General features: G+C 70.5%; 14 protein-coding genes. 9 read left to right on the forward strand and 5 right to left on the reverse strand.

The annotated features are described in order from the left end of the window. The first annotated feature begins 137 nt into the window (after positions 1-137). Complete coding sequence (locus EV382_RS15385) at positions 138-1505, forward strand: PH domain-containing protein (RefSeq protein ID WP_425271988.1); 1368 nt, start codon at positions 138-140, stop codon at positions 1503-1505. A gap of 111 nt (positions 1506-1616) precedes the next feature. Here the strand turns inward: EV382_RS15385 and EV382_RS15390 are convergent, their stop codons facing one another. Next, positions 1617-2708 (reverse strand): phosphatase PAP2 family protein, encoded by a 1092-nt coding sequence (locus EV382_RS15390; RefSeq protein ID WP_244236707.1) that lies wholly within the window; start codon positions 2706-2708, stop codon positions 1617-1619. A 138-nt stretch (positions 2709-2846) separates the two neighbouring features. Here EV382_RS15390 and EV382_RS15395 point away from each other — a divergent pair, with 138 nt between their 5' ends. Both EV382_RS15395 and EV382_RS15400 read left to right on the forward strand, forming a co-directional pair. After that, positions 2847-3251 carry a thioesterase family protein gene (locus EV382_RS15395; protein WP_130402592.1) on the forward strand — a complete coding sequence of 135 codons (405 nt, stop codon included), beginning with the start codon at positions 2847-2849 and terminating at the stop codon, positions 3249-3251. After that, positions 3248-4078, forward strand: a complete 831-nt coding sequence (locus EV382_RS15400; RefSeq protein WP_130402594.1) for an MBL fold metallo-hydrolase — start codon at positions 3248-3250, stop codon at positions 4076-4078. The genes EV382_RS15395 and EV382_RS15400 overlap by 4 nt, the downstream gene beginning before the upstream one ends. Positions 4079-4168: 90 nt before the next feature. On the opposite strand, the gene EV382_RS15405 is transcribed toward EV382_RS15400, so the two are convergent. Together EV382_RS15405 and EV382_RS15410 are read right to left on the reverse strand one after the other, a co-directional pair. Further along, positions 4169-5104, reverse strand: a complete 936-nt coding sequence (locus EV382_RS15405) for a PfkB family carbohydrate kinase (protein ID WP_130402596.1) — start codon at positions 5102-5104, stop codon at positions 4169-4171. A gap of 114 nt (positions 5105-5218) precedes the next feature. Then, entirely contained in the window at positions 5219-6460 is a 1242-nt protein-coding gene (locus EV382_RS15410) for an XdhC family protein (protein ID WP_130402598.1), read from the reverse strand. Positions 6461-6763: 303 nt separating this feature from the next. Here EV382_RS15410 and EV382_RS15415 point away from each other — a divergent pair, with 303 nt between their 5' ends. Continuing rightward, a complete protein-coding gene (locus tag EV382_RS15415; RefSeq protein WP_130402600.1) occupies positions 6764-7930 on the forward strand; it encodes a lytic polysaccharide monooxygenase in 1167 nt (388 codons plus the stop codon). A gap of 105 nt (positions 7931-8035) precedes the next feature. Here EV382_RS15415 and asnB read toward each other — a convergent pair whose 3' ends face one another. After that, complete coding sequence (gene asnB, locus EV382_RS15420; protein ID WP_130402602.1) at positions 8036-9997, reverse strand: asparagine synthase (glutamine-hydrolyzing); 1962 nt, start codon at positions 9995-9997, stop codon at positions 8036-8038. Between the two features lie 132 nt (positions 9998-10129). Between asnB and EV382_RS15425 the strand changes: the two genes are divergently transcribed. The 3 genes from EV382_RS15425 to istB all read left to right on the forward strand — a co-directional run bounded on the left by EV382_RS15425 (position 10130) and on the right by istB (position 14479). Then, complete coding sequence (locus EV382_RS15425) at positions 10130-11611, forward strand: aminopeptidase P family protein (RefSeq protein ID WP_130402604.1); 1482 nt, start codon at positions 10130-10132, stop codon at positions 11609-11611. Between the two features lie 847 nt (positions 11612-12458). Then, positions 12459-13688 (forward strand): IS21 family transposase, encoded by a 1230-nt coding sequence (gene istA, locus EV382_RS15430; protein WP_130402606.1) that lies wholly within the window; start codon positions 12459-12461, stop codon positions 13686-13688. Further along, on the forward strand, positions 13688-14479 hold the full coding sequence (istB, locus tag EV382_RS15435) for an IS21-like element helper ATPase IstB (protein WP_130402608.1): 792 nt from the start codon (positions 13688-13690) through the stop codon (positions 14477-14479). The genes istA and istB overlap by 1 nt, the downstream gene beginning before the upstream one ends. 92 nt (positions 14480-14571) lie before the next feature. Here the strand turns inward: istB and EV382_RS15440 are convergent, their stop codons facing one another. Then, positions 14572-16170 (reverse strand): ISL3 family transposase, encoded by a 1599-nt coding sequence (locus EV382_RS15440; protein ID WP_341870162.1) that lies wholly within the window; start codon positions 16168-16170, stop codon positions 14572-14574. Between the two features lie 584 nt (positions 16171-16754). Between EV382_RS15440 and EV382_RS32740 the strand changes: the two genes are divergently transcribed. Then, positions 16755-18602, forward strand: coding sequence for a right-handed parallel beta-helix repeat-containing protein (locus EV382_RS32740; RefSeq protein ID WP_165435799.1), 1848 nt, complete (start codon positions 16755-16757; stop codon positions 18600-18602). Positions 18603-18892: 290 nt separating this feature from the next. Next, positions 18893-20551 carry a hypothetical protein gene (locus tag EV382_RS15455; protein WP_130402614.1) on the forward strand — a complete coding sequence of 553 codons (1659 nt, stop codon included), beginning with the start codon at positions 18893-18895 and terminating at the stop codon, positions 20549-20551. Positions 20552-20556: the final 5 nt, after the last annotated feature.

A 20556-nucleotide genomic window follows, 5' to 3' on the forward strand; every position in this document is an offset into this window, starting at 1 on the left:
GCGGGCCGTGGCCACCCCCGCCGAGGGCCGCTGCGATGAACGACGGGCCCGCCGAGCCGAGCACCGTGCCACCCACCGGCCCGACGCCGCCGGGGCTGCCCGCTGGCGCGCCGCCCGCCGACGCGGTGCCACCGGGGATGCCCGCACCGTGGCCGGCCCCACCGGGCGGCGGCGAGGGCGAGCCCCGGCAACGACTGCACCCGCTCAGCCCGGTGCTGCACGGCGCCAAGTCCCTGGTCGTGGTGATCGCCGGGTTGTCCTGGTCGACCCTGTCCCGGGTGGGCTTCGGCTGGTTCGCCGCCATGGTGGTGGTGCTGGCGCTCGGCGCGACAGTGCTGTCCGTGGTCAGCTGGTACAACACCGGCTACCACGTCGTGGGCCGGGAGCTACGGGTGTACGAAGGGCTGCTCTGGCGGCGTACCCGGGCCATCCCGTTGGAACGGTTGCAGGCCGTGGAGGTGGTCCGGCCGCTGCTCGCTCAGCTCACCGGCCTGGCCGAACTGCGCCTGGAGGTGGTCGGCGGGGGCAAGACGGAGGCGCCACTGGCGTACCTCGGGGTGGCCGACGCGGCCCTGCTGCGCGAGCGTCTGCTGGCCCTGGCCGGGCGGGTGGCGCAACTGCCCGCGCCCGGCGACGCGGCGACCCCGGTGGCGCCGGGTGCGACGGTGCCGCCGCCGGCCGCCCGACCGGGCCGGCCACTGCACGCGGTCCGCAACCAGAACCTGCTGATCAGCCAACTGCTCACCCCGCAGGCGTTCCTGCTCCCGTTCGGTGTGGCCTTCGTCGTGGTGCAGTTCCTCACCGCCGGCTCGTGGTCGTTCGTCGCGGTGGCGAGCACCCTGACCGCGATGGCGGGTGTCCTGCTGCAACCGATCCGCCGGGTCCTCGACGACTGGAACTTCCGGCTGGCCCGCGACGGCGGCACGCTACGGGTGCACAACGGCCTGCTGGAGACGCGCGCGCAGACCGTGCCGCTGGAGCGGGTGCAGACCGTGGGGGCCACCTGGCCGTTGCTGTGGCGGGTGAACGGCTGGCTGCGACTGCGGCTGGAGGTGGCCGGCTACTCCGCCGCGGAGGGCGACGACCGCAACCGGCCCGACCGACTACTACCGGTCGGCGACCTGCCGACGGCGACAATGATCGTCGCCGAGGTGCTGCCCGGCGTACGTCTCGACGCGCTCCCGCTGAGCCCACCTCCGCGCCGGACCCGTTGGCTGCACCCGCTGGGCCGTACCGCGTTCGGCGCGGGGCTCTTCGAGCAGGTGTTCGCCACCCGCTCCGGGCGGTTCACCCGGCAACTGGTGATCGTGCCGTACGCCCGGATCCAGAGCGTACGGGTGGTGCAGGGGCCCATTCAGCGGCGGATGGGGTTGGCGTCCGTACACGCGGACACCGCCGGCGGTTCCGGCGCCACCGCCCAGGACCGCGACCTGGCCGAGGCCTGGGCCCTGGCCGCCGACCTGACCGCCAGAGCCCACCGAGCCCGCACCCACCGAACCCGCTAACTCCGCCCCACTTCCCCTCCCCGACCCCCGCCAACCCTCGTTGATCATGAAGTTGTTGCCCTCCCACGCGGCGTGGGGCGATAACTTCATGATCAACGGGCCAGGGGCGGGTCAGTGGTCGGCGGGGACCGCGGGGTGGGTGGGGGTGGTGTCTGGTTCGCGGGGGGTTGGCGGGTCGGGCTGGCTGGCGGCGGGGGTGCCGGGCTGCTCCGGTGGGCCGCTCGTGGGGCCGTGCGCCGTGGCTTTCGGGTGGCGGGCACGCCACGCCGCCCAGCCGCGCTCCGCCAGACCGACCACCAGGAAGGTCATCCCCACGTACGCCCAGCCGACCAGCACATCGATCACGTAGTGCTCGCCCGAGTAGACCAGGGTGAAGGTCATCGCCAGCGGGTACGCGAGCAGCAGCGGCCACCAGCGACGACGGGTGGCGGTCAGGAAGAACAGCACCACGAACAACGCCCACGCGGTGTGCAGCGACGGCATCGCGGCGACCGGGTTGGAGGCGATCTGGCCGGCGTTGAGGACATTGCCGGCACCGTGCATGCCGAACGCCTTCCAACCCCGGGTCGAGATCCGGGCCACCTCGGTGAGCAGGCCGTTCTGCGCCGCCCACCACGGTGGGGCGGCCGGGTAGACGAAGTAGGTGACCAGGCCGGCCGCGCAGAGGAAACCCCAGCGCCGCATGTACGCGGCCCAGCGGTGCCGGTTGCGCAGCCAGAGCACCGCGGCGGCGGCGAGCGTCACCACGAAGTGCGAGAAGTACACCCAGCTCGCCGCGACGTCCCACCACTGCACCTGCGGGTGGTAGAGGTGTTGCTGCAACCAGACGGTGGGCACCTCACCACCGGTGGCCCAGCCGAACATGAACCGGTCGGCGACGATCAACTCCATCGCGTGCGGCGTGGCCCCGTTGTCGGCGAACCCCCGCGAGAGGTTGTACACCACGAAGAGCAGCACCACCGGCACCCAGTCCCGGGCGAAGCGCAGGTGACTACGCCACGGGCGGTCACTGTTCCAGGCGATCGTCGCGGCCCAGATCCAGACGAAGGCGTACGCCGGGTCGGTGGGCAGCCCGATGGCCAGCCACGCGGCGACGAAGGCGACCGCCCAGAGGGTCATGGCGATGACGCGCCGACGACCCCCGTCCGGGGACGCGGGTGGGTCGGTCCGGGCGGGGGGCTGGGGGTCAGTCACGACGGCCATCGGGGTCAAGGTTAACGACGGGGGCGGCATCGACCGACGGGGACCACCCGGGGAGGCCGTGCACAGGTGGGAGGGCGGGCGGTGCCGGATCACCGGCCGCGCGCTCGGCGGGCTCGTCGAACACCTAGGCTGACGACCATGCAGGAGCAGCCCGAGCCGGCCTTCGCGCCGGGTCTGACCGCCCAGGTCGAGTTGACCGTCACCGACGCGGACACCGCCCAGGCGGTCGGTTCCGGGGACGTACCGGTGCTGGGCACTCCCCGGGTGCTGGCGCTGGCCGAGGCGGCCACCGTCGCGGCGACGGCGACCGGGATGCCGCCCGGTTCGACGACCGTGGGCACCCGGGTCGAGCTGGAGCACCTGGCGCCGACCGTGATCGGCCGGACGGTCCGGGCGCAGGCGTTGCTGGCGAGCGTCGACGGTCGCCGGCTGTCGTTCGAGGTCACGGTCAGCGATGGTGACCAGACGGTGGCCCGGGGCCGGGTGGACCGGATCCTGGTCGACCGGGGGCGCTTCGTCGAGCGGGCCGGGCGGACGTCGTGAACGCCGGGTTCGTCGAGGTCGCCGACCGGGTGCACGTGCTGGTCGAGCCGCTGCTGCGGGTCAACGTCACGCTGGTCGTCGGCGACGACGAGGCGCTCCTGGTGGACACGCTCTCCTCGGCGGTCCAGGCCACCGCGCTGGCCGCGGCCGTCCGGGCGGTCACCGACCGCCCGTTGACGCTGGTCAACACCCACCACCACTACGACCACTGCTTCGGCAACGCGGTGCTGGCCGGTGACCCACCCCGCCCGGTGTACGCGCACGAACTGGCCGCCACGGCCCTGCGTGAGGAGCCGGAGCGGCTGCGCCGGGAGGCGTACGAGGAGGTGCGCGCGGAGCACCCGGCGCTCGCCGCCGAGCTGGCCGACACCCCACTGCTCGCCCCGACGCACACCGTGCACGTCGAGACGACCCTCGACCTGGGTGGCCGACGGGTGCTGCTGCGACACCCGGGGCGCGGGCACACCGACGCCGACCTGGTGGTGCACGTGCCGGACGCCGACGTGCTGGTCGCCGGGGACCTGGTGGAGCAGAGCGGCCCGCCCGCCTTCGAGGACTCGTACCCCTTGCAGTGGCCGGACGCGGTCGCGGACCTGCTGCGGCTGACCACCGCGCGCACGGTGGTGATCCCGGGCCACGGCGATCCGGTGGACGTCGACTTCGTCCGCGCCCAGCACGCGGAGCTGGCGAAGCTGGCCTGGCTGATCCGGGCGGCGCACACCGGCAGCGCACCTCCGGAGCGGGTGGCCGCCGAGGCCCCCTTCGGCGCCCGCCCCGCCCTGGTCGCCGCCCACCGCGGCTACCTCGAACTGACCGGCACGGCCTGACCGGCTACGCCGACGTGCGTCGCCACTGCTGGTTGGCGCCGAGGGCCACGCCCGACCACAGGTCGGTCACGACGGTCTCGGCGGTGGGTGTCACCCGCCGAAGCGGTCCGTTACGGCGGCGCGGGTGGGCATGGCGGTCGCGCCGCCCCGCGATTCGCAGACCAGACCGGCCACCCGCAACGCGAAGGCCACCCGCTCCACCCAGCCCGACGGGCTCTCCGGTTCGCCGTCGACCAGCAGGTCGGCGATCAGCGCGGCCATCACCGAGTCACCCGCACCGGTGGCATCGATCGCGTTGACCGTGGGGGCCGGCACCCGGACCGGATCGGCGCCGGCGGCGGCCAACACCGCGCCGGCCGCGCCGAGCGTCACCACCACCGTGGCCGCCCCCAGCTCACGCAGGTACGCCGCGACCCCCTCGACCGGCTCACCGGGATAGAGCAGCACGGCGTCGGCGGCGCTCATCTTGACCACGTGCGCGCCGGCGGCGAACTCGGCCACCACCTCCCGCAGCCCGTCCAGCGCGGCCGGCCCGTTCAGCAGTCGGGGACGTACGTTCGGGTCGAAGACCCGCAGGCCGGGGGCGAGCGACCAGGCGCGTCGGGCGGCCGCCAGTGGGCCGGGCTGAAGCAGCACGATCGAACCGCAGTACAGCACGTCGGCGCCCTCCAGCAGCGCCAGATCCAGATCGTCGGGGCCGAGCAGTCCGTAGGAGGCCGGCTCGCCGTAGAAACGGAAATCCGGCTCCGGCCCGGCGTACGTGACCACCGCGAGGGTGGTCGGCGCCGACACCGTGATCGCCCCGGCCACCCCGACGTCGGCTGCGGTGAGGAACCCGCGGATCCGGCCGCCCAGCGCGTCATCACCGAGCGAGCCGACGAACTGTGCCGCACCGCCGAGTCGGGCCACCCCGACCGCGACGTTGAGCGGCCCGCCGCCGATGGCCTGCCGATAGACCCGCTCCCCGTCGAGCTCAGTGTCGAGCAGGTCGACGAGCGCCTCGCCGAGCACCACCGCGTATCCCATGCCGATCCTCTCGTCGTCGCCACCGACCCCCGCTCGCCGCGCCGATCGCCGTGGCACCAGGCTGGCACAGCGCGCGCCCCGATGGGCCCCGAAGGCCGCGCACCGACGTCCGCGCTACCCCGGCTGGTGGATCGGCCCGTCGAGCGCTGCCAGGGGCCGGCCGGTGCCGCCCCACCGGGCCGCGACGATCTGCGCGGCCACACTCACCGCGGTCTCCTCCGGGGTACGACCACCGAGATCCAACCCGATCGGGGAGGCGAGCCGGGCCAGTTGCTCCGGGTTGAGCCCCGCCTCGCTGAGCAGCTTGTGCCGCTCGTCGTGGGTGCGCCGGGAGCCCATCGCACCGACGTACGCCAGCGGGTGGCGCAGCGCCAACTCCAGCAACGGCACGTCGAACCTCGGGTCGTGGGTGAGCACGCACACCACCGTCCGCTCGTCGAGCCGACCGGCCGCCAACTCCGCACCCAGGTAGCGGTGCGGCCACTGCACCACCACCTCGTCCGCGTCGGGAAAGCGCCGCGCGGTGGCGAAGACCGGCCGGGCGTCGCAGACGGTGACCCGGTAGCCGAGGAACCTGCCGAGCCGGGCCACCGCGGCGGCGAAATCGATCGCCCCGAAGACGATCATCCGGGGTCGGCTGGCGTACGCGGTCACGAAGAGGCTGACACCGCTGCCCCGGCGCTGCCCGTGGTACCCGTACCGGAGCATCCCGCTGCGCCCGGCCGCGAGCAGCCCGAGGGCGTCGGCGCAGGCGGCGTCGTCGAGCCGGTCGTCGCCGAGCGACCCGACGGGCCGCTGACCGCTGCGCACCACCAACCGTCGGCCGAGCCGTCGGGCCGGGTCGGCGGGCGGCGCGGTGGCGGCGGCTGGCGGCGCGGTGGCGGCGGCTGGCGGCGCGGTGGCGGCGGCTGGCGGCGCGGTGGCGGCGGGCGGGACGGTGGCGTCGGGTGGGCCGGCGGCGTCGGCCGCCACGCAGGTGACGATGGCCGCCGGGTGGCCGGCGCGGCGGGCGGCGGCGACCGCGTCCAGCGCCGGCCGGGCGCTCGCGTCGACGCGCTCCACGAACACGTCGAGGATCCCGCCGCAGGTCAGGCCCACGGTGTACGCGTCGTCGTCGCTGATCCCGTAGCGGCACAGCTCGGGGTGGCCGGTGTCGAGCACGCGGCGGGCCCGTTCGTAGAGATCCGCCTCGACGCAGCCGCCGGAGACACTGCCGACGACAGTGCCGTCGGGCGCGACCACCATGGCGGCACCGGGTGGCTGTGGGGCGGAGTGCCAGGTGGCCACGACGGTGGCCAGCGCGACCGGTACGCCGTCGCGGCACCGACGGTGCACCTCGTCGAACACGTCCGGCACCGACGGCCGCCTCTCCGTTCCCACTCCCCGTACGCAGGATATGGCGTGCGACGGCGGCCGGCGGGTCTTCTCATGCATCGAGGAACGGCTATTGCGCTCGACCGGTGGGACATGGTGGGATGACGCGTACCGGGGGTGCGAGGGCTGCGGCGCCGCCGGTTGCCGGGTTGGTTAGACGCGAGGGCACCGGTCCAGGACAGGACCGTCGACGGCGCACGTCCACTGGCTGTTGTCCGCCGGGGCACGTCGCCGTGATCGTCGCACCGCTCACGACAGCGGGGCGATCACGCCACATCCCACCCGATGGCGCGGGGCGGCTCAGCAAACGCCCCTCGCGAGTCAGGAGAACCCGTGAACCGTTCCCGTATGGCCGCCTTGCTCACCGCGGCCATGACCCTCGCACTGGGCGCTGTCGCCCTGGCGTCCAGTCCGCAGCCGGCCGCCGCGCACGGCGCGGCGATGACGCCCGGCAGCCGCACCTACCTGTGCTGGCAGGACGGCCTCAGCACGACCGGTGAGATCAGGCCGACCAACCCCGCGTGCTCCGCTGCCGTGGCGCAGAGCGGGGCGAACTCGCTCTACAACTGGTTCAGCGTGCTGCGCTCCGACGCCGGTGGTCGCACCACCGGCTTCATTCCGGACGGGCAGCTGTGCAGCGGCGGCAACTCCGGCTTCCGCGGCTACGACCTGGCCCGCACGGACTGGCCGCTGACCCACCTGACCGCCGGTGCACGGTTGGACTTCCGGTACAGCAACTGGGCGCACCACCCGGGCACCTTCTACTTCTACATCACGAAGAACAGCTGGAGCCCGAACCGGGCGCTGGCCTGGAGTGACCTGGAGGAGCAGCCATTCCTCACGGTGACCAACCCGCCGCAGCGCGGCGCCGTCGGCACCAACGACGGTCACTACTACTTCAGTGGCAACCTGCCGTCGGGCAAGAGCGGCCAGCACATCATCTACTCCCGCTGGGTCCGCTCGGACTCGCAGGAGAACTTCTTCGGCTGCTCCGACGTGGTCTTCGACGGTGGCAACGGTCAGGTGACCGGCATCAAGGGCGGCACGACGTCGCCGACGCCCACGCCGACCGACCCGACGCCCACGCCGACCGACCCGACCCCCGGGCCGACCGACCCGCCGCCGACGACCACCCCGCCGCCGGCCGGCGGTGACTGCATGGCCGCCTACAAGGTGACCAGCGCCTGGCAGGGTGGCTTCCAGGGTGAGGTCACGATCATGAACCACGGCAGTACACCGTTCTCCGGCTGGACCGCCAGCTGGACCTGGCCCAACGGGCAGTCGATCAACCAGATCTGGAGTGCCACCCAGACCTCGTCCGGCTCGACAGTGACAGCGACGAACGTCTCCTACAACGGCACCGTCGCACCAAACGGCAGCACCACGTTCGGCTTCCTGGCCAGCAGCACCGGCACCAACGGGATCCCCACGGTCACCTGCGCCCGCCGCTAACACCAGCACCCCTGACCACCACCACCCCTGAAATGATCAAGAGGTTTGCGTCACCGGAACCGCGCCGGATGACGCAAACCTCTTGATCAACAGGGTGGGGCGAGGTCAGCGGACCATGGAACCGACGACCGGCTTCGTGAGCAGCGCCGACTGGTTGCGCTGGATACCCGGGTCAAGGGTCTTGGCCACGAAGATCGCGTGCCAGATGCAGAAGATCAGCACCGTCCACACCTTGCGGGAGTGGTCGGCCTCCTCCCGCTTGTGCTCGTCGAGCAGCCGCAGCGCGTACGACAGGTCGAGCAGATCACCCGCACCCGAGGTGCTGAGCACGTGCCGGGCCCACTCGTACATCTCACCGCGCAGCCAGACCCGGGTGGGGGTCGGGAAGCCCAGCTTCTTACGGTTGACGATGGCCGGCGGCACGACACCCTGCAACGCCTGACGCATCGCGTACTTGGTGGCGTCGGAGCGCGGCGGCAGCTTCAGGTCGACCGGGATCTTCGCCGCGACGTCGAAGACCTCCCGGTCGAGGAACGGCACCCGCACCTCCAACGAGTGCGACATCGAGATCCGGTCGGCCTTGACCAGGATGTCGCCGCGCAGCCAGGTGTAGAGGTCCACGTACTGCATCTTGGTGACGTCGTCGAGCTCCGTGCACTCCGCGTAGATCGGGGCGGTGACGTCCGTGTAGCGCACCGAGGGGTCGTAGCGGCGCATCAGCTGCTGCTTCTCCTCCTCGGTGAACATCCGGGCGTTGCCGTAGTAGCGCTCCTCGATCGGGGTGGTGCCGCGCTCCAGGAAGCTCTTTCCCTTGACCCCCTGCGGGATCGCCTTGGAGACCGCGCGCAGCCCCTTCTGCACACCGCCGGGCAGGCCGTTCACGGTGCCCAGCGACAGCGGCTCCCGGTAGATCGTGTAGCCGCCGAAGAACTCGTCCGCACCCTCACCGGAGAGCACCACCGTGACGTGCTCGGCGGCCTTCTTGGCCACGAAGTAGAGCGGCACCAACGCCGGGTCGGCCACCGGGTCGTCCAGGTGCCAGACGATCTTCGGCAGGGCGTCGATCATGTCCTGCGGACCGATCTTGGTGGGGATCGTCGTGACGTCCAGGTGCCGGGCCGACTCCTGGGCGACGTCGATCTCCGAGTAACCCGGCACGTCGTAGCCCACGGTGAAGGTGAGGATGTTCGGGTTGAACTCGCGCGCCAGCGCGACCACCGCGGTGGAGTCGATACCGCTGGACAGGAACGAGCCCACCGGCACATCGGAGCGCATGTGCATGCGCACGCTCTCCCGCAGCGTCTCACGGATCTCGTGGTACAGCTTCTGCTCGTCGTCGACGGGCGCCGGCCGGAACACCGGCCGGTACCACCGGCGTACGTCGATCCGCCCGCCCGGGGTCCAGTTCAGGTACTCCCCGGAGCCGATCCGGTTGATGCCCTTGTGCAGGGTGCCGGGCTCGGGCACGTACTGCAGGGTCAGGTAGTGGCTCAGGTTGGCCGTGTCGACGCCCGCATCGCCCTGGTAGTTGCTGTGCGCGAACGGCAGCAGCGCCTTCTTCTCCGAGGCCAGGTAGAGGCCGTCGGCGGTCTCCAGGTAGTGCATCGGCTTGATGCCGAAGTAGTCGCGGGCGCCGAACGCCCGGCGCTCCTGCCGGTCCCAGATGACGAAGGCGAACATGCCCCGCAGCCGGGTGAGCACCTGCTCACCCCAGAAGTGGTAGCCCGCGACGATCACCTCACCGTCACCGGCGGTGGCGAACTGTGCGCCGAAGTTTCTGATCAACTCCTCGCGCAGCTCGATGTAGTTGTAGATCTCGCCGTTGAAGGTCAGCAGGTAACGGCCGTTCGCGTAGGGCAGTGGCTCGTGGCTCGACGCGACGTCGATGATGGCCAGCCGCTTGTGGGCGAACACGCCGTCCGCGTACCGGCCGGAGGCGTCGCCGACCACCTCGACCCCGGTCTCGTCGGGGCCGCGGTGGTGCAGGCATTCCAACGCTCCGGCGATGTGGTCGCGATGCGCCGCGGCGTTGCCGTTCGCGCTGAAGAAGGCCAGAAGTCCGCACATGGTGGCCATCTTTCCACGCGCACTGTCGGCCCTCGCAGCCGTCCGTCGATCCACCCGCCTCCCCGGGGGCGTTACCGCCAACCGGGGGCGCGGTACCGTCGGGACCAGCAACGAAGCGGAGGGAGCGGCGCAATGACCGAGGGACGCACCGACGGTACGCCGACGGACGGTACGGAATCGCACGATCCGGACTTCCCGGAGGCGTTCCTGTCCTTCATGCGGCAGGGCTGGCGCGACACGGCGCTCCCCGTGACGCCCCGCCCAGAGACGCCCAACTACGCCAAGCGGCGGGCGGCCCTCTCGGCGGCCTTCCCCGGCGAGACGCTGGTGATCCCCACCGGCACCGAGAAGGTCCGGGCCAACGACACCGACTACCCGTTCCGACCGGGCAGCGACTTCGCCTACTTGACCGGCGACCACGACGCCGACAGCGTGCTGGTGCTGCGCCCGAACGGCTCCGGGCACGACGCGACGCTGTACATGCGCCCCCGGTCTTCCCGGGAGACCGACGAGTTCTTCCGCAGCCGCAACGGCGAGCTGTGGGTGGGCCGGCGGCACACCCTCAGCGAGAAGTCGACCGAGCTGGGTCTGCCCACCGCCGACCTGACCGGCCTGGAGGCGACGCTCGCCGACCTGGCTCCGGGGCGTACCCGGGTGTTGCGCGGTTTCGACGCCCAGGTGGACGCGGCCGTCCGCCCCTACGACGGGCCCCGCGCCGAGGGCCAGCCGGCCCGCGACCGGGAGCTGGCCAGTGCCATCTCCGAGATGAAGCTGGTCAAGGACGAGTGGGAGATCGGCCAGCTCCAGGACGCGATCGACGCCACCGTACGCGGCTTCGAGGACGTGGCCCGGATCCTGCCGGCCGACCGGGCGGTCTCCGAACGGCTCCTGGAGGGCGTCTTCGCGCTGCGGGCCCGCCACGACGGCAACGACGTCGGGTACGGCTCGATCGTCGGTGCCGGCGAGCACGCCACGATCCTGCACTGGGTGCACAACCACGGCGCCACCCGACCGGGTGACCTGCTGCTGATGGACATGGGTGTCGAGGGCCGCAACCTCTACACCGCCGACGTGACCCGGGTCCTGCCGGTGAACGGCCGGTTCACCGCGCTGCAGCGCCAGGTCTACGACATCGTGTACGCCTCGCAGCAGGCCGGCATCGAGGCCATCCGCCCCGGCGTCAAGTTCAAGGACGTCCACCTGACCTGCATGCGGGTCCTCGCCGAAGGGCTGTCCGACCTGGGTCTGCTGCCGGTCAGCGTGGACGAGGCGATGGACGAGAAGTCGACCGTCTACCGGCGGTGGACGCTGCACGGCTTCGGCCACATGCTCGGCATCGACGTGCACGACTGCTCCAACGCCCGCAAGGAGACGTACCGCGACGGCGCGCTGGGTGAGGGCTACGTGCTCACCGTCGAGCCCGGTCTGTACTTCCAGCCCGAGGACGAGCTGGTCCCCGCCGAGCTGCGCGGTGTCGGCATCCGGATCGAGGACGACGTGCTGGTCACCGCGACCGGCGCGGTCAACCTGTCGGCCGGGTTGCCCCGTACCTCCGACGAGGTGGAGACCTGGCTGGCCGAGCAGCGCGAAGCCGGCCCCCGCCTACCCAGCTAACCCGCCCAGCCCAGCTAAACCGCCAGCCCGGCAGACCCGCCAGCCCGGCAGACCCGCCAGCCCCGCCAGCCCGGCAGACCCGCCAGCCCGGCAGACCCGCCAGCCCAGCTGGCCGCGCCCCAAAGGCCGGGTAGCTCAAGCCCTCGCCCCGTGATCCACTCGGTTTCCTGAAGTCGCGCTATCCCCGTCCCGCGGATGCCACGTCATCAGTGAACCGAGTGGATCACGCTCGGCGGGTCAGCACGTGCGGTATCCGCACTCCCCGACGCCCGAGCGAGACGGCAGCGTACGTCCTCCCCGGCGCGCCGAGCCCCAACGCCATAGGCCACCGCACCGCAGGCCGAGCCCACCACAACGCCACGTCGTCCACTCCCCTCTGTGGCCCCCACCCTCGTTGGCCTCTGACCCCTGCGACCCCCGCCCGCCCGGCCCCGCGCCTCCGGCCCGGCCACCACCCACCCGACCCAACGCCCCCGGCCCGGCCACCACCCACCCGACCCAACGCCCCCGGCCCGGCCACCACCCACCCGACCCAACGCCCCCGGCCCGGCCACCACCCACCCGACCCAACGCCCCCGGCCCGGCCACCACCCACCCGTGGCCGCAAGAGGCCATCCGGCCGTCGCTGCGGGCTAGCAGCCAGGCCGACCCAGCCGTGATCCACTCGGGTTCCTTGAAGTCGCGGCATCCCCGTCGTCCGGACACCGCAATTTCAAGAAACCCGAGTGGATCAGGCCGCGAGGTCGAGCAACGTTCGGCAGCCGAACACCTCCAGGGTGTCGGCTCCGCCTGAAAACTGACCACGTGGTTCCGGGTGAATCGGGACCACCTCCTGAAGCATCGGGAGGTGCTGAGCGTGGAGGACTGGGCGGAGATCCGGCGGCTGCGGCGGTCGGAGGGTATGGCGATTCAGGCCATCGCACGGCGGTTGAGGATGTCTCGCAACACCGTGAAGAAGGCCCTGGCCAGTGATGAGCCGCCGCGGTATCAGCGGGCGGCGAAGGGCTCGATCGTGGACGCGGTCGAGCCGCAGATCAGGGTGTTGTTGGCGGAGTTCCCCGACATGCCCTCGACAGTGATCATGGAACGGGTCGGGTGGACCCGGGGCAAGACGGTGTTCTGCGATCGGGTGCAGCAGCTGCGGCCGTTGTTCCGCCGCCCCGACCCGGCCCAGCGCACTGACTATCTGCCGGGCGAGTTGGCGCAGTGCGACCTGTGGTTCCCGCCGGCGGACGTGACCTTGGGTTTCGGTCAGGTCGGCCGGCCACCGGTGTTGGTGATGGTGTCGGGGTATTCGCGGTGGCTGTCGGCGGTGATGATCCCGTCGCGGCAGTCACCGGATCTGCTGGCGGGGCACTGGACGTTGATCTCAGGCTGGGATCGGACGCCGAAGGCGTTGGTGTGGGACAACGAGTCCGCGGTCGGGCAGTGGCGGGCTGGTCGGCCGCAGCTGACCGAGGCGATGAACGCCTTCCGCGGGACCCTGGGCATCAAGGTGATCCAGTGCCGGCCGGCGGACCCGGAGGCCAAGGGCCTGGTCGAGAGGGCCAACGGCTATCTCGAGACGTCGTTCCTGCCCGGGCGCCGGTTCGGCTCGCCGCAGGACTTCAACGCCCAGCTCACCGAGTGGCTGGTGCGGGCGAACAACCGCCAACACCGGATGTTGGGCTGCCGCCCGGCCGAGCGGTGGGACGCCGACCGGGCCGCGATGCTGTCGCTGCCGCCGGTCGCGCCGGTGGTCGGCTGGCGACAGACCACGCGGTTGCCTCGCGATCATTACGTCCGGTTGGACAGTAACGACTACTCGGTGCACCCGGCGGCGGTGGGAAGACGTGTCGACATCGTCGCTGACGCCGATCGGGTGCAGGTGTTCTGCGACAGCCGCCAGGTCGCCCGACACGACCGCTGCTGGGCCAAGCATCAGAGCATCACCGACCCGGTCCATCGGCAGGCCGCTGCTGACCTGCGTATGGCCGCCCGGCAGGTGCCGGCGCCGGCAGTCACCGCGGAGGTCGAGCACCGGCGGCTCAGCGATTACGACCGGATGTTCGGCCTCGACGTTGAGGTGGCTGCGTGATGGCCGCCAAGACCAGCAACCGCAACGTGTCCTCCGAGATCGCGTTCCTCACCCGCGCCCTGAAAGCGCCCTCCTTGGCTGCGTCGGTGGAACGTCTGGCGGAGCGGGCTCGGGCGGAGTCGTGGACGCATGAGGAGTTCCTCGCCGCCTGCCTGCAACGCGAAGTGGCTGCCCGGGAGGCCCACGGCGGTGAGGGCCGCATCCGAGCCGCGAGGTTCCCGGCCCGCAAGAGTCTCGAGGAGTTCGACTTCGAGCACCAGCGGTCGTTGAAGCGGGAAACGATCGCCCACCTCGGCACCCTCGACTTCGTGGCGTCGAAGGAGAACGTCGTCTTCTTGGGCCCGCCCGGCACTGGCAAGACCCACCTGTCCATCGGCCTCGGGATCCGGGCCTGCCAGGCCGGACACCGGGTCGCGTTCGCCACCGCCGCCCAGTGGGTGTCCCGCCTGGCAGACGCCCACCACGCCGGGCGTCTGCAGGACGAACTGGTCAAGCTCGCTCGGATTCCGCTGCTGATCGTCGACGAGGTTGGCTACATCCCCTTCGAAGCCGAAGCCGCGAACCTGTTCTTCCAACTGGTCTCCAACCGCTACGAACGCGCCAGCCTCATCGTCACCTCGAACAAGCCCTTCGGCAGATGGGGCGAAGTCTTCGGCGATGACGTCGTCGCCGCAGCCATGATCGACCGCCTCGTCCACCACGCCGAAGTCATCTCGATGAAGGGCGACAGCTACCGACTCAAAGACCGCGACCTCGGCCGCGTCCCTGCAGCAAATAAGACCAACGACTAAAGATCAACCAACCGAGGTGGTCCAGTTTCAGCCGGACCACGGTGGTCAGGGTTGGGGATCTGACCCACTTTCCGTGATCGGGATTGACCCGGTCAGCTCAGCAGGACTCGCTTGCGGAGCAGGTCGAGGTTCGCGCGGCCATACATCTGTCGCTTGATCATTTTGATTCGGTTGACGTGTCCTTCGACGACGCCGGAGCTGTAGGGAAGGGTCAGGCCGTTGAGGACGGCGTCGTGGTCACGGCGCAGACCAGCGATGAACGAGTGCAGGTCGGGCTGGTCGTCTGCGGTCACTGCGGTGATCCAGGCATTGAGGCGGTGCCCGTGGCGGCCGGTAAGGATCTCCGCGAACGCGTTGACGTGGTCCGCAACAGCGTTCAGGTGCGGGCAGGCAGCACGGATCGTGGCGAGGCCGACTTGGTCGTCAGGGTGCAGTGCGTCGGGGTGGCGCAGCAACCAGGCGGTGATCCGGCGAACTTTCGGCGGCCGGGGTCGGGCTGGTGGTGGCGTGGCGACAGCTCGTAGGGGTTGCAGGTAGGTGCGCAGGGTGGTGGCACTGCCGCGGTAGCCACGGGCGCGGATCTCGGCGAACAGTTCGGTGGCGTTGGTGATGCCATCGTTGAGGCGTTGGTGCAGGTAGTCGAGGTGGTCGTCGAGGATGCTGGGCCGCCCGGCGCGAGGTTTGGCCAGGAGCTCATCGACACTGCCGGCGCGGGCGAAGCGGCGCACGGTGCCGCGGGCGAGGTCGAGTCGCCTGGTGATCTCCCGGATGCTGTGGCCCTCAGCCCAGAGCGCCTGAACCTGCTCATAACGGCGCCGGGTTCGAGGCACCAACAGTCCCTGCTCTGCCCGTTGGGTAGTGGCATCGACGGCAACCTGGATCAGGTCCTCCGTGGCCGTCAGTGCGGGCTGCGGCGGCGCGGTGGTGAGGCAGCGGTGGTGACGGGCGACGGTCTTCTCGACGTGTTCGGCGAGGTTGTGCCACAGATGCCACCGGTCGGCCACCTGGATAGCCTGGGGCGCACCGGTGCGGGCGCCCTCGGCGTAGGCGCTGGCGCGATCTCGGCAGATAACCTGCACGCTCGGATGCTGCCCCAGCCAGGTGGCGAGGGTGGCCGCTTCACGATCGGGTAGCAGATCGATCGGCCGGCGGGTGTCGACGTCGACCAGCACCGTCGCGTAGCGGTGGCCTCGGCGCAGGGCGAAGTCATCCACGCCCACCGCGGTGAGCCTCCCGACCGGCGGGTCGGGCAGGGCGCGGACCAGCCTCAGGACGCTGCTGCGGCTGGTCACCAGACCGAGGCGGCCGGCCAGCCGGGCACCCGCTCGACCGGCAAGCGCCAGCCCGATCTTCTCCAGCGTCTGGCGAAGCAGCGGACTGCGCCGCCCATACCTGCAGGTCAACCCGCTGACTTGCTCGGCGAACGTGTGGACCGGGCAGCGCACCGTGTCGCAGAAGAACCGGCGGACCCGCAACCGGATCTCCACCGGCTGGCCAGCCACCGCGGCATCGCTGAGTCGACGTTCGTAGCGGCTGTGAACCCGCCGGGCCCGACGCCCACAACCGGTACACGCCGCACGACGGGCTCGCGCTCGCGCCCATATCCGCAGGCCAGCTGACTGCCGATCCACTCGCTCAACCACGACAGGTGCCAGATGAGGCAGGACCGCAACAAGATCAGCCGATCGCACGACGCACCCTACACAGTGGACTTGGTACCCCGAGCCGGGTCAGTCCTGATCACGGAAAGTGGGCCAGATCCAGGGTTGGAGCGGCGTTGACACAGGGGCCACCGGGCAGGCCGCCGGCCGCCAGATGACCCAGACGGCAACCCCCTCACCCCGTCGGTGACCACGGCCTGCCGAGCGGTCTCCGCCCTTTGCTCTGCACCCGCCCGCGCACCACGCACGGTCCGTAACCGGCGCATGGGCGGGTGCAGAGCAAAGGGCGGTGTGCCTTTGGTGCGGTCCTGTCCGCACGAGGGGATGGTGGCGCTCGCACGGGGACGCGTGGCGGGTTGGGCGCCGAGGGCGTTCGGCCTGCCCAGTGACACTGCCCGTCGCTGTTTGTGCTGCTCGCGCCGTTTCTGCCAGCCCGAAACCGGTTGGTCACCCTCTGCGCGGGTGCGTCGAATGTGCGGTTATCTCGGATACGTCCGCATCGCGAAGATGGTTCTCATACCGTGGGGATCAGTGGCTGCAACCCATTTGTAGCTGGTCGTGGCGCCTCGGGCGGTGCGATCCCGTCTGGTAGCAGGAAAGGGCGGAAGGCTCTGATGTCCAACGACGTAACGAGTACCGACGGCGGGGCCTCGACAGCTCCGCCAACACGGCGAAGGCGGGCGCTCTGGGTCGCCGGTGTGGCCGGGCTGACCGGCGTGGTCGGCCTGGCGGCCCTCGGCGGCGTCGCCGCCCGGAACGACAAGCCGCAGTCCGAGCAGGTGTCCGACGCGCAGCCGTCGACCAATCGGCAGAACGTCAGCGACGACGGCGCGAACCGAGACGGCGGCAAGGACGACGGTGGTCAGGACGACGAGTGGAGCGGCGGCGACTGGAGCGGATTCGACGACCAGTCGGGCAAGGACGGCAAGGGGGGCGAGTACGGCAAGGGGGGCGAGTACGGCGAGAAGGACCGCACCCGGCAGGTCCCCTGCGACTCCGACAAGCTGATTCAGGCGATCACGTTCGCCAACAACAAGCACGGCGGCGTGCTGGAGCTGGCCAAGGGGTGCACCTACACCCTGACGCGCAACCAGGAGGGCAACGGCCTCCCGGTGATCACCGAGCACATCACCCTCAAGGGTGAGCACACCACCATCGGCCGCGATGCCACGGCCGACTACTTCCGCATCCTGAACGTCGGCCCCGGCGGGCACCTCACTCTCAAGGGCCTGAGCATCAGGGGTGGCCAGACCCTTCAACCCGTGATGACGGCTGACCCGGCGACGGTCTGGGCGCCGTACTCGGCTGCGGTCCGCTCCACCGTGGCCAAGCCGTCGGCCGCAGCGGCGCCTGGCGCCAAGCCGGCGACAGCAGCAGCGAAGCCCGCTGCGACCGCGAAGCCGGCCGCGAAGGTTGCCACCAAGGCAGCGCCGGCGCCGGCCACCGCGAAAGCCACCACGGCCAAGGCCCCAACGGCAGCCAAAGCCACCAAGGCCACACCGACAGCCACCAAGGCGACGGCCGTCAAGCCGGTAGCCGCAGCGGCGAAGCCGGTCGCTGCCGGGCCGGCGGTGACGCCGCTGGTCGAGCAGCCGGGGTTCACCGACGGTGCCGGGGTGCTGGTGCAGCCCGGTGGTCGCGCGGAGATCCTCGACAGTGAGTTGCTCTACAACCAGTCCGGCGGCAACGGCGGCGGGCTGGCCAACTTTGGCAGCACCCGGCTCAGCAAGACGACGGTCGCGCACAACACCGCCTTCTTCTTCGGCGGTGGCATCTTCAACGCCGGCGTACTCCAGGTCGACGAGTCGAAAATCAAGGACAACACCGGGATCATCGGCGGCGGTGGCGTCGCCAACGGTGCTCCGGAGATCTTCACCGACGACGTCGACGGCGGCTCGGCCTGGATCTACAAGAGCGAGGTCAGCGACAACGAGACGCTGGGCTTCGGCGGCGGCGTCCTGGATGTCGAGGGCACCACGACGTTGCACCAGACGACGGTCAGTGACAACACCGCGGTCCTGGCCGGTGGTGGTATCGCCGTGGCCGACAGCCAGCTCACCCTCAAGGACGCCACGGTGGCGAAGAACAGCACCGCCGGTGTGGGTGGCGGCCTGGCCGTGGCCTTCGACAGCGTCGCGACGATCGAGAACAGCAGGATCAAGGACAACACCGCCGGCTTCTTCGGCGCCGGTCTCTACAACGACGACAGCGTCACCACGCTGCGCGACAGCGAGGTGGTGGGCAACCGCGCGGTCGGCCCGTTCGCTCGCGGCGGCGGCATCTTCAACACCGAGGGGAGCGAGGTCAGGCTCCACCGGACGACGGTGGCGCACAACTTCTCCACCCTCCCGCCGGGGGGCATCTTCAACAGCCTCGGCGGCACCGTGACGCTCGACGACAAGTCTGCGGTCACTGCCAACCGCCCGACCAACTGCTTCAACGTTCCGGACTGCTTCGCCTGATCGGGTGGGGCTGATTTACATAGAGGGCGCGCCCCTCCGAGCCGGTCACGGTTCGGAGGGGCGTACCCATTTGGGCAGGTCACAGGGCTGCGCGACCGGCTTGGGCGGCAGCGCGCCCTTCCGGGCCTCCGAGGGCAACATGAACCGAATGTGGGCTTCTCTCGGATAAGCCCGCGAGGCGAGGAACCTTCTCATACGGTGGTTTTGGGAGCTACAACCGATTTGTAGCAGGGGACGCCCGTCTGACGGCGGCGACCCTGTCTGGTACGAGGAGAGGGCAGAGAGCTCCGATGTCCAACTACCTATCGAACAACGAAGCCTCCGGGCAGGCGACGGCCAAGCGCCGCCGCAAGCTCTGGCTCGCCAGTGGCGTGGCCGGATTGACGGGCGTGATCAGTCTTGCGGCGGTGGGCGTCGCGGGCAGCGCCGGAGCGGTCGGCCTGAACTGGAACACCGCGCAGGTCAGCAAGGACGGCGACCAGCGGGGTGAAGAAGGGCGCGACTGGGACAAGGACAAGGACAAGAACCGGGACGAGGGCCGCGACAAGGACCGGGACAAGGACCACGAGCGCGGGAAGGAGGTGCCCTGCGACACCGACAAGCTGATTCAGGCGATCGTGTTCGCCAACAACAAGCACGGCGGTGTGCTGGAACTGGCCAAGGGCTGCACCTACAACCTGACCCGCAACGACTACGAGGGCAACGGCCTGCCGGTGATCACCGAGCGCATCACCCTGAAGGGTGAGCACACGACGATCGCTCGGGAAGCCACCGCGGACTACTTCCGCATCCTCAACGTCGGCGCGGGTGGTCACCTCACCATCAAGGGCCTGACCATCAAGGGCGGCCAGACCCTCGAACTGTTCAACGGTGTCGAGCCGGCGGCCGTCTGGGCGTCGTACTCCGACTCCGAGGCCATTGCGGCGCAGGTGAAGGCCGGCGTTCCGCTGAACCAGGCGCTCACCGCCCGGCAGGCCAACCCGAAGGCGGGCCTGACGGCCGCTCCGAAGGTCACGGCCAAGGCCGCGCCGACCGCCAAGGCGGGCGTCGTCACGCCGCTCGTCGAGCAGCCGGAGGCGACCGACGGTGCCGGAATCCTGGTCCAACCGGGTGGCACCGCCGAGATCCTGGAGTCCGAGGTCGTCCTGAACCAGTCGGGCGGCAACGGTGGTGGCGTGGCCAACTTCGGCACCACGAAGATCTGGCACAGCACCGTCGCCCGTAACACCGCCTTCTTCTTCGGTGGCGGCGTCTTCAACGCCGGCCTGCTCAAGGTCGAGGAGTCGAAGATCAAGGACAACACCGCCATCATCGGTGGTGGCGGTATCTCCAACGGTGCCGCGGAGATCTTCACCGACGACGTCGACGGCGGAACGGTCGAGCTCAAAAAGGCCGAGATCACCGACAACGAGACGCTGGGCTTCGGCGGCGGCTACCTCGACATCGAGGGCAACACCACGGCGTACGAGACCAAGTTCGTCTCGAACACCGCGGTTCTCGCTGGCGGTGGTATCGCGGCAGCGGACAGCCAGCTGAACCTGCACCACGTCACGGTGGAGAAGAACAGCACCGCCGGTGTCGGTGGTGGTGTGGCCATCGCCTTCGACAGCGTGGCCACGTTCGAGAAGAGCAGCATCAAGGACAACACCGCCGGCTTCTTCGGCGGCGGGCTCTTCAACGCCGGCAGCACCACCACGCTGCGCGACAGCGAGGTTGTCGGCAACCGGGCCCTGGGTCCGATCGGGGTCGGTGGCGGCATCTTCAACATCTTCGGCGACGTCAACCTGCTGAAGACGAAGGTCGCCCACAACTTCTCCACCTTCGAGCCGGGCGGTGTCTTCAGCTTCTTCGGAGACGTGAACGTGGACGACAAGTCTGCGATCACCGCGAACCGTCCGACCAACTGCCTGGCCATCCCGGGCGGCACCATCGAGAACTGCTTCGCCTGATCACC

This window comes from Micromonospora violae (assembly GCF_004217135.1).
Lineage (GTDB): Bacteria > Actinomycetota > Actinomycetes > Mycobacteriales > Micromonosporaceae > Micromonospora > Micromonospora violae.

Excerpts from the sequence above, each read along its gene's own strand:
- EV382_RS15385 (WP_425271988.1), top strand. The coding sequence starts at position 138 with ATGCCCGCACCGTGGCCGGCCCCACCGGGCGGCGGCGAGGGCGAGCCC.
- EV382_RS15390 (WP_244236707.1), bottom strand. The coding sequence starts at position 2,708 with ATGGCCGTCGTGACTGACCCCCAGCCCCCCGCCCGGACCGACCCACCC.
- EV382_RS15395 (WP_130402592.1), top strand. The coding sequence starts at position 2,847 with ATGCAGGAGCAGCCCGAGCCGGCCTTCGCGCCGGGTCTGACCGCCCAG.
- EV382_RS15405 (WP_130402596.1), bottom strand. The coding sequence starts at position 5,104 with ATGGGATACGCGGTGGTGCTCGGCGAGGCGCTCGTCGACCTGCTCGAC.
- EV382_RS15415 (WP_130402600.1), top strand. The coding sequence starts at position 6,764 with ATGGCGCGGGGCGGCTCAGCAAACGCCCCTCGCGAGTCAGGAGAACCC.
- asnB (WP_130402602.1), bottom strand. The coding sequence starts at position 9,997 with ATGTGCGGACTTCTGGCCTTCTTCAGCGCGAACGGCAACGCCGCGGCG.
- EV382_RS15425 (WP_130402604.1), top strand. The coding sequence starts at position 10,130 with ATGACCGAGGGACGCACCGACGGTACGCCGACGGACGGTACGGAATCG.
- istB (WP_130402608.1), top strand. The coding sequence starts at position 13,688 with ATGGCCGCCAAGACCAGCAACCGCAACGTGTCCTCCGAGATCGCGTTC.
- EV382_RS32740 (WP_165435799.1), top strand. The coding sequence starts at position 16,755 with ATGTCCAACGACGTAACGAGTACCGACGGCGGGGCCTCGACAGCTCCG.
- EV382_RS15455 (WP_130402614.1), top strand. The coding sequence starts at position 18,893 with ATGTCCAACTACCTATCGAACAACGAAGCCTCCGGGCAGGCGACGGCC.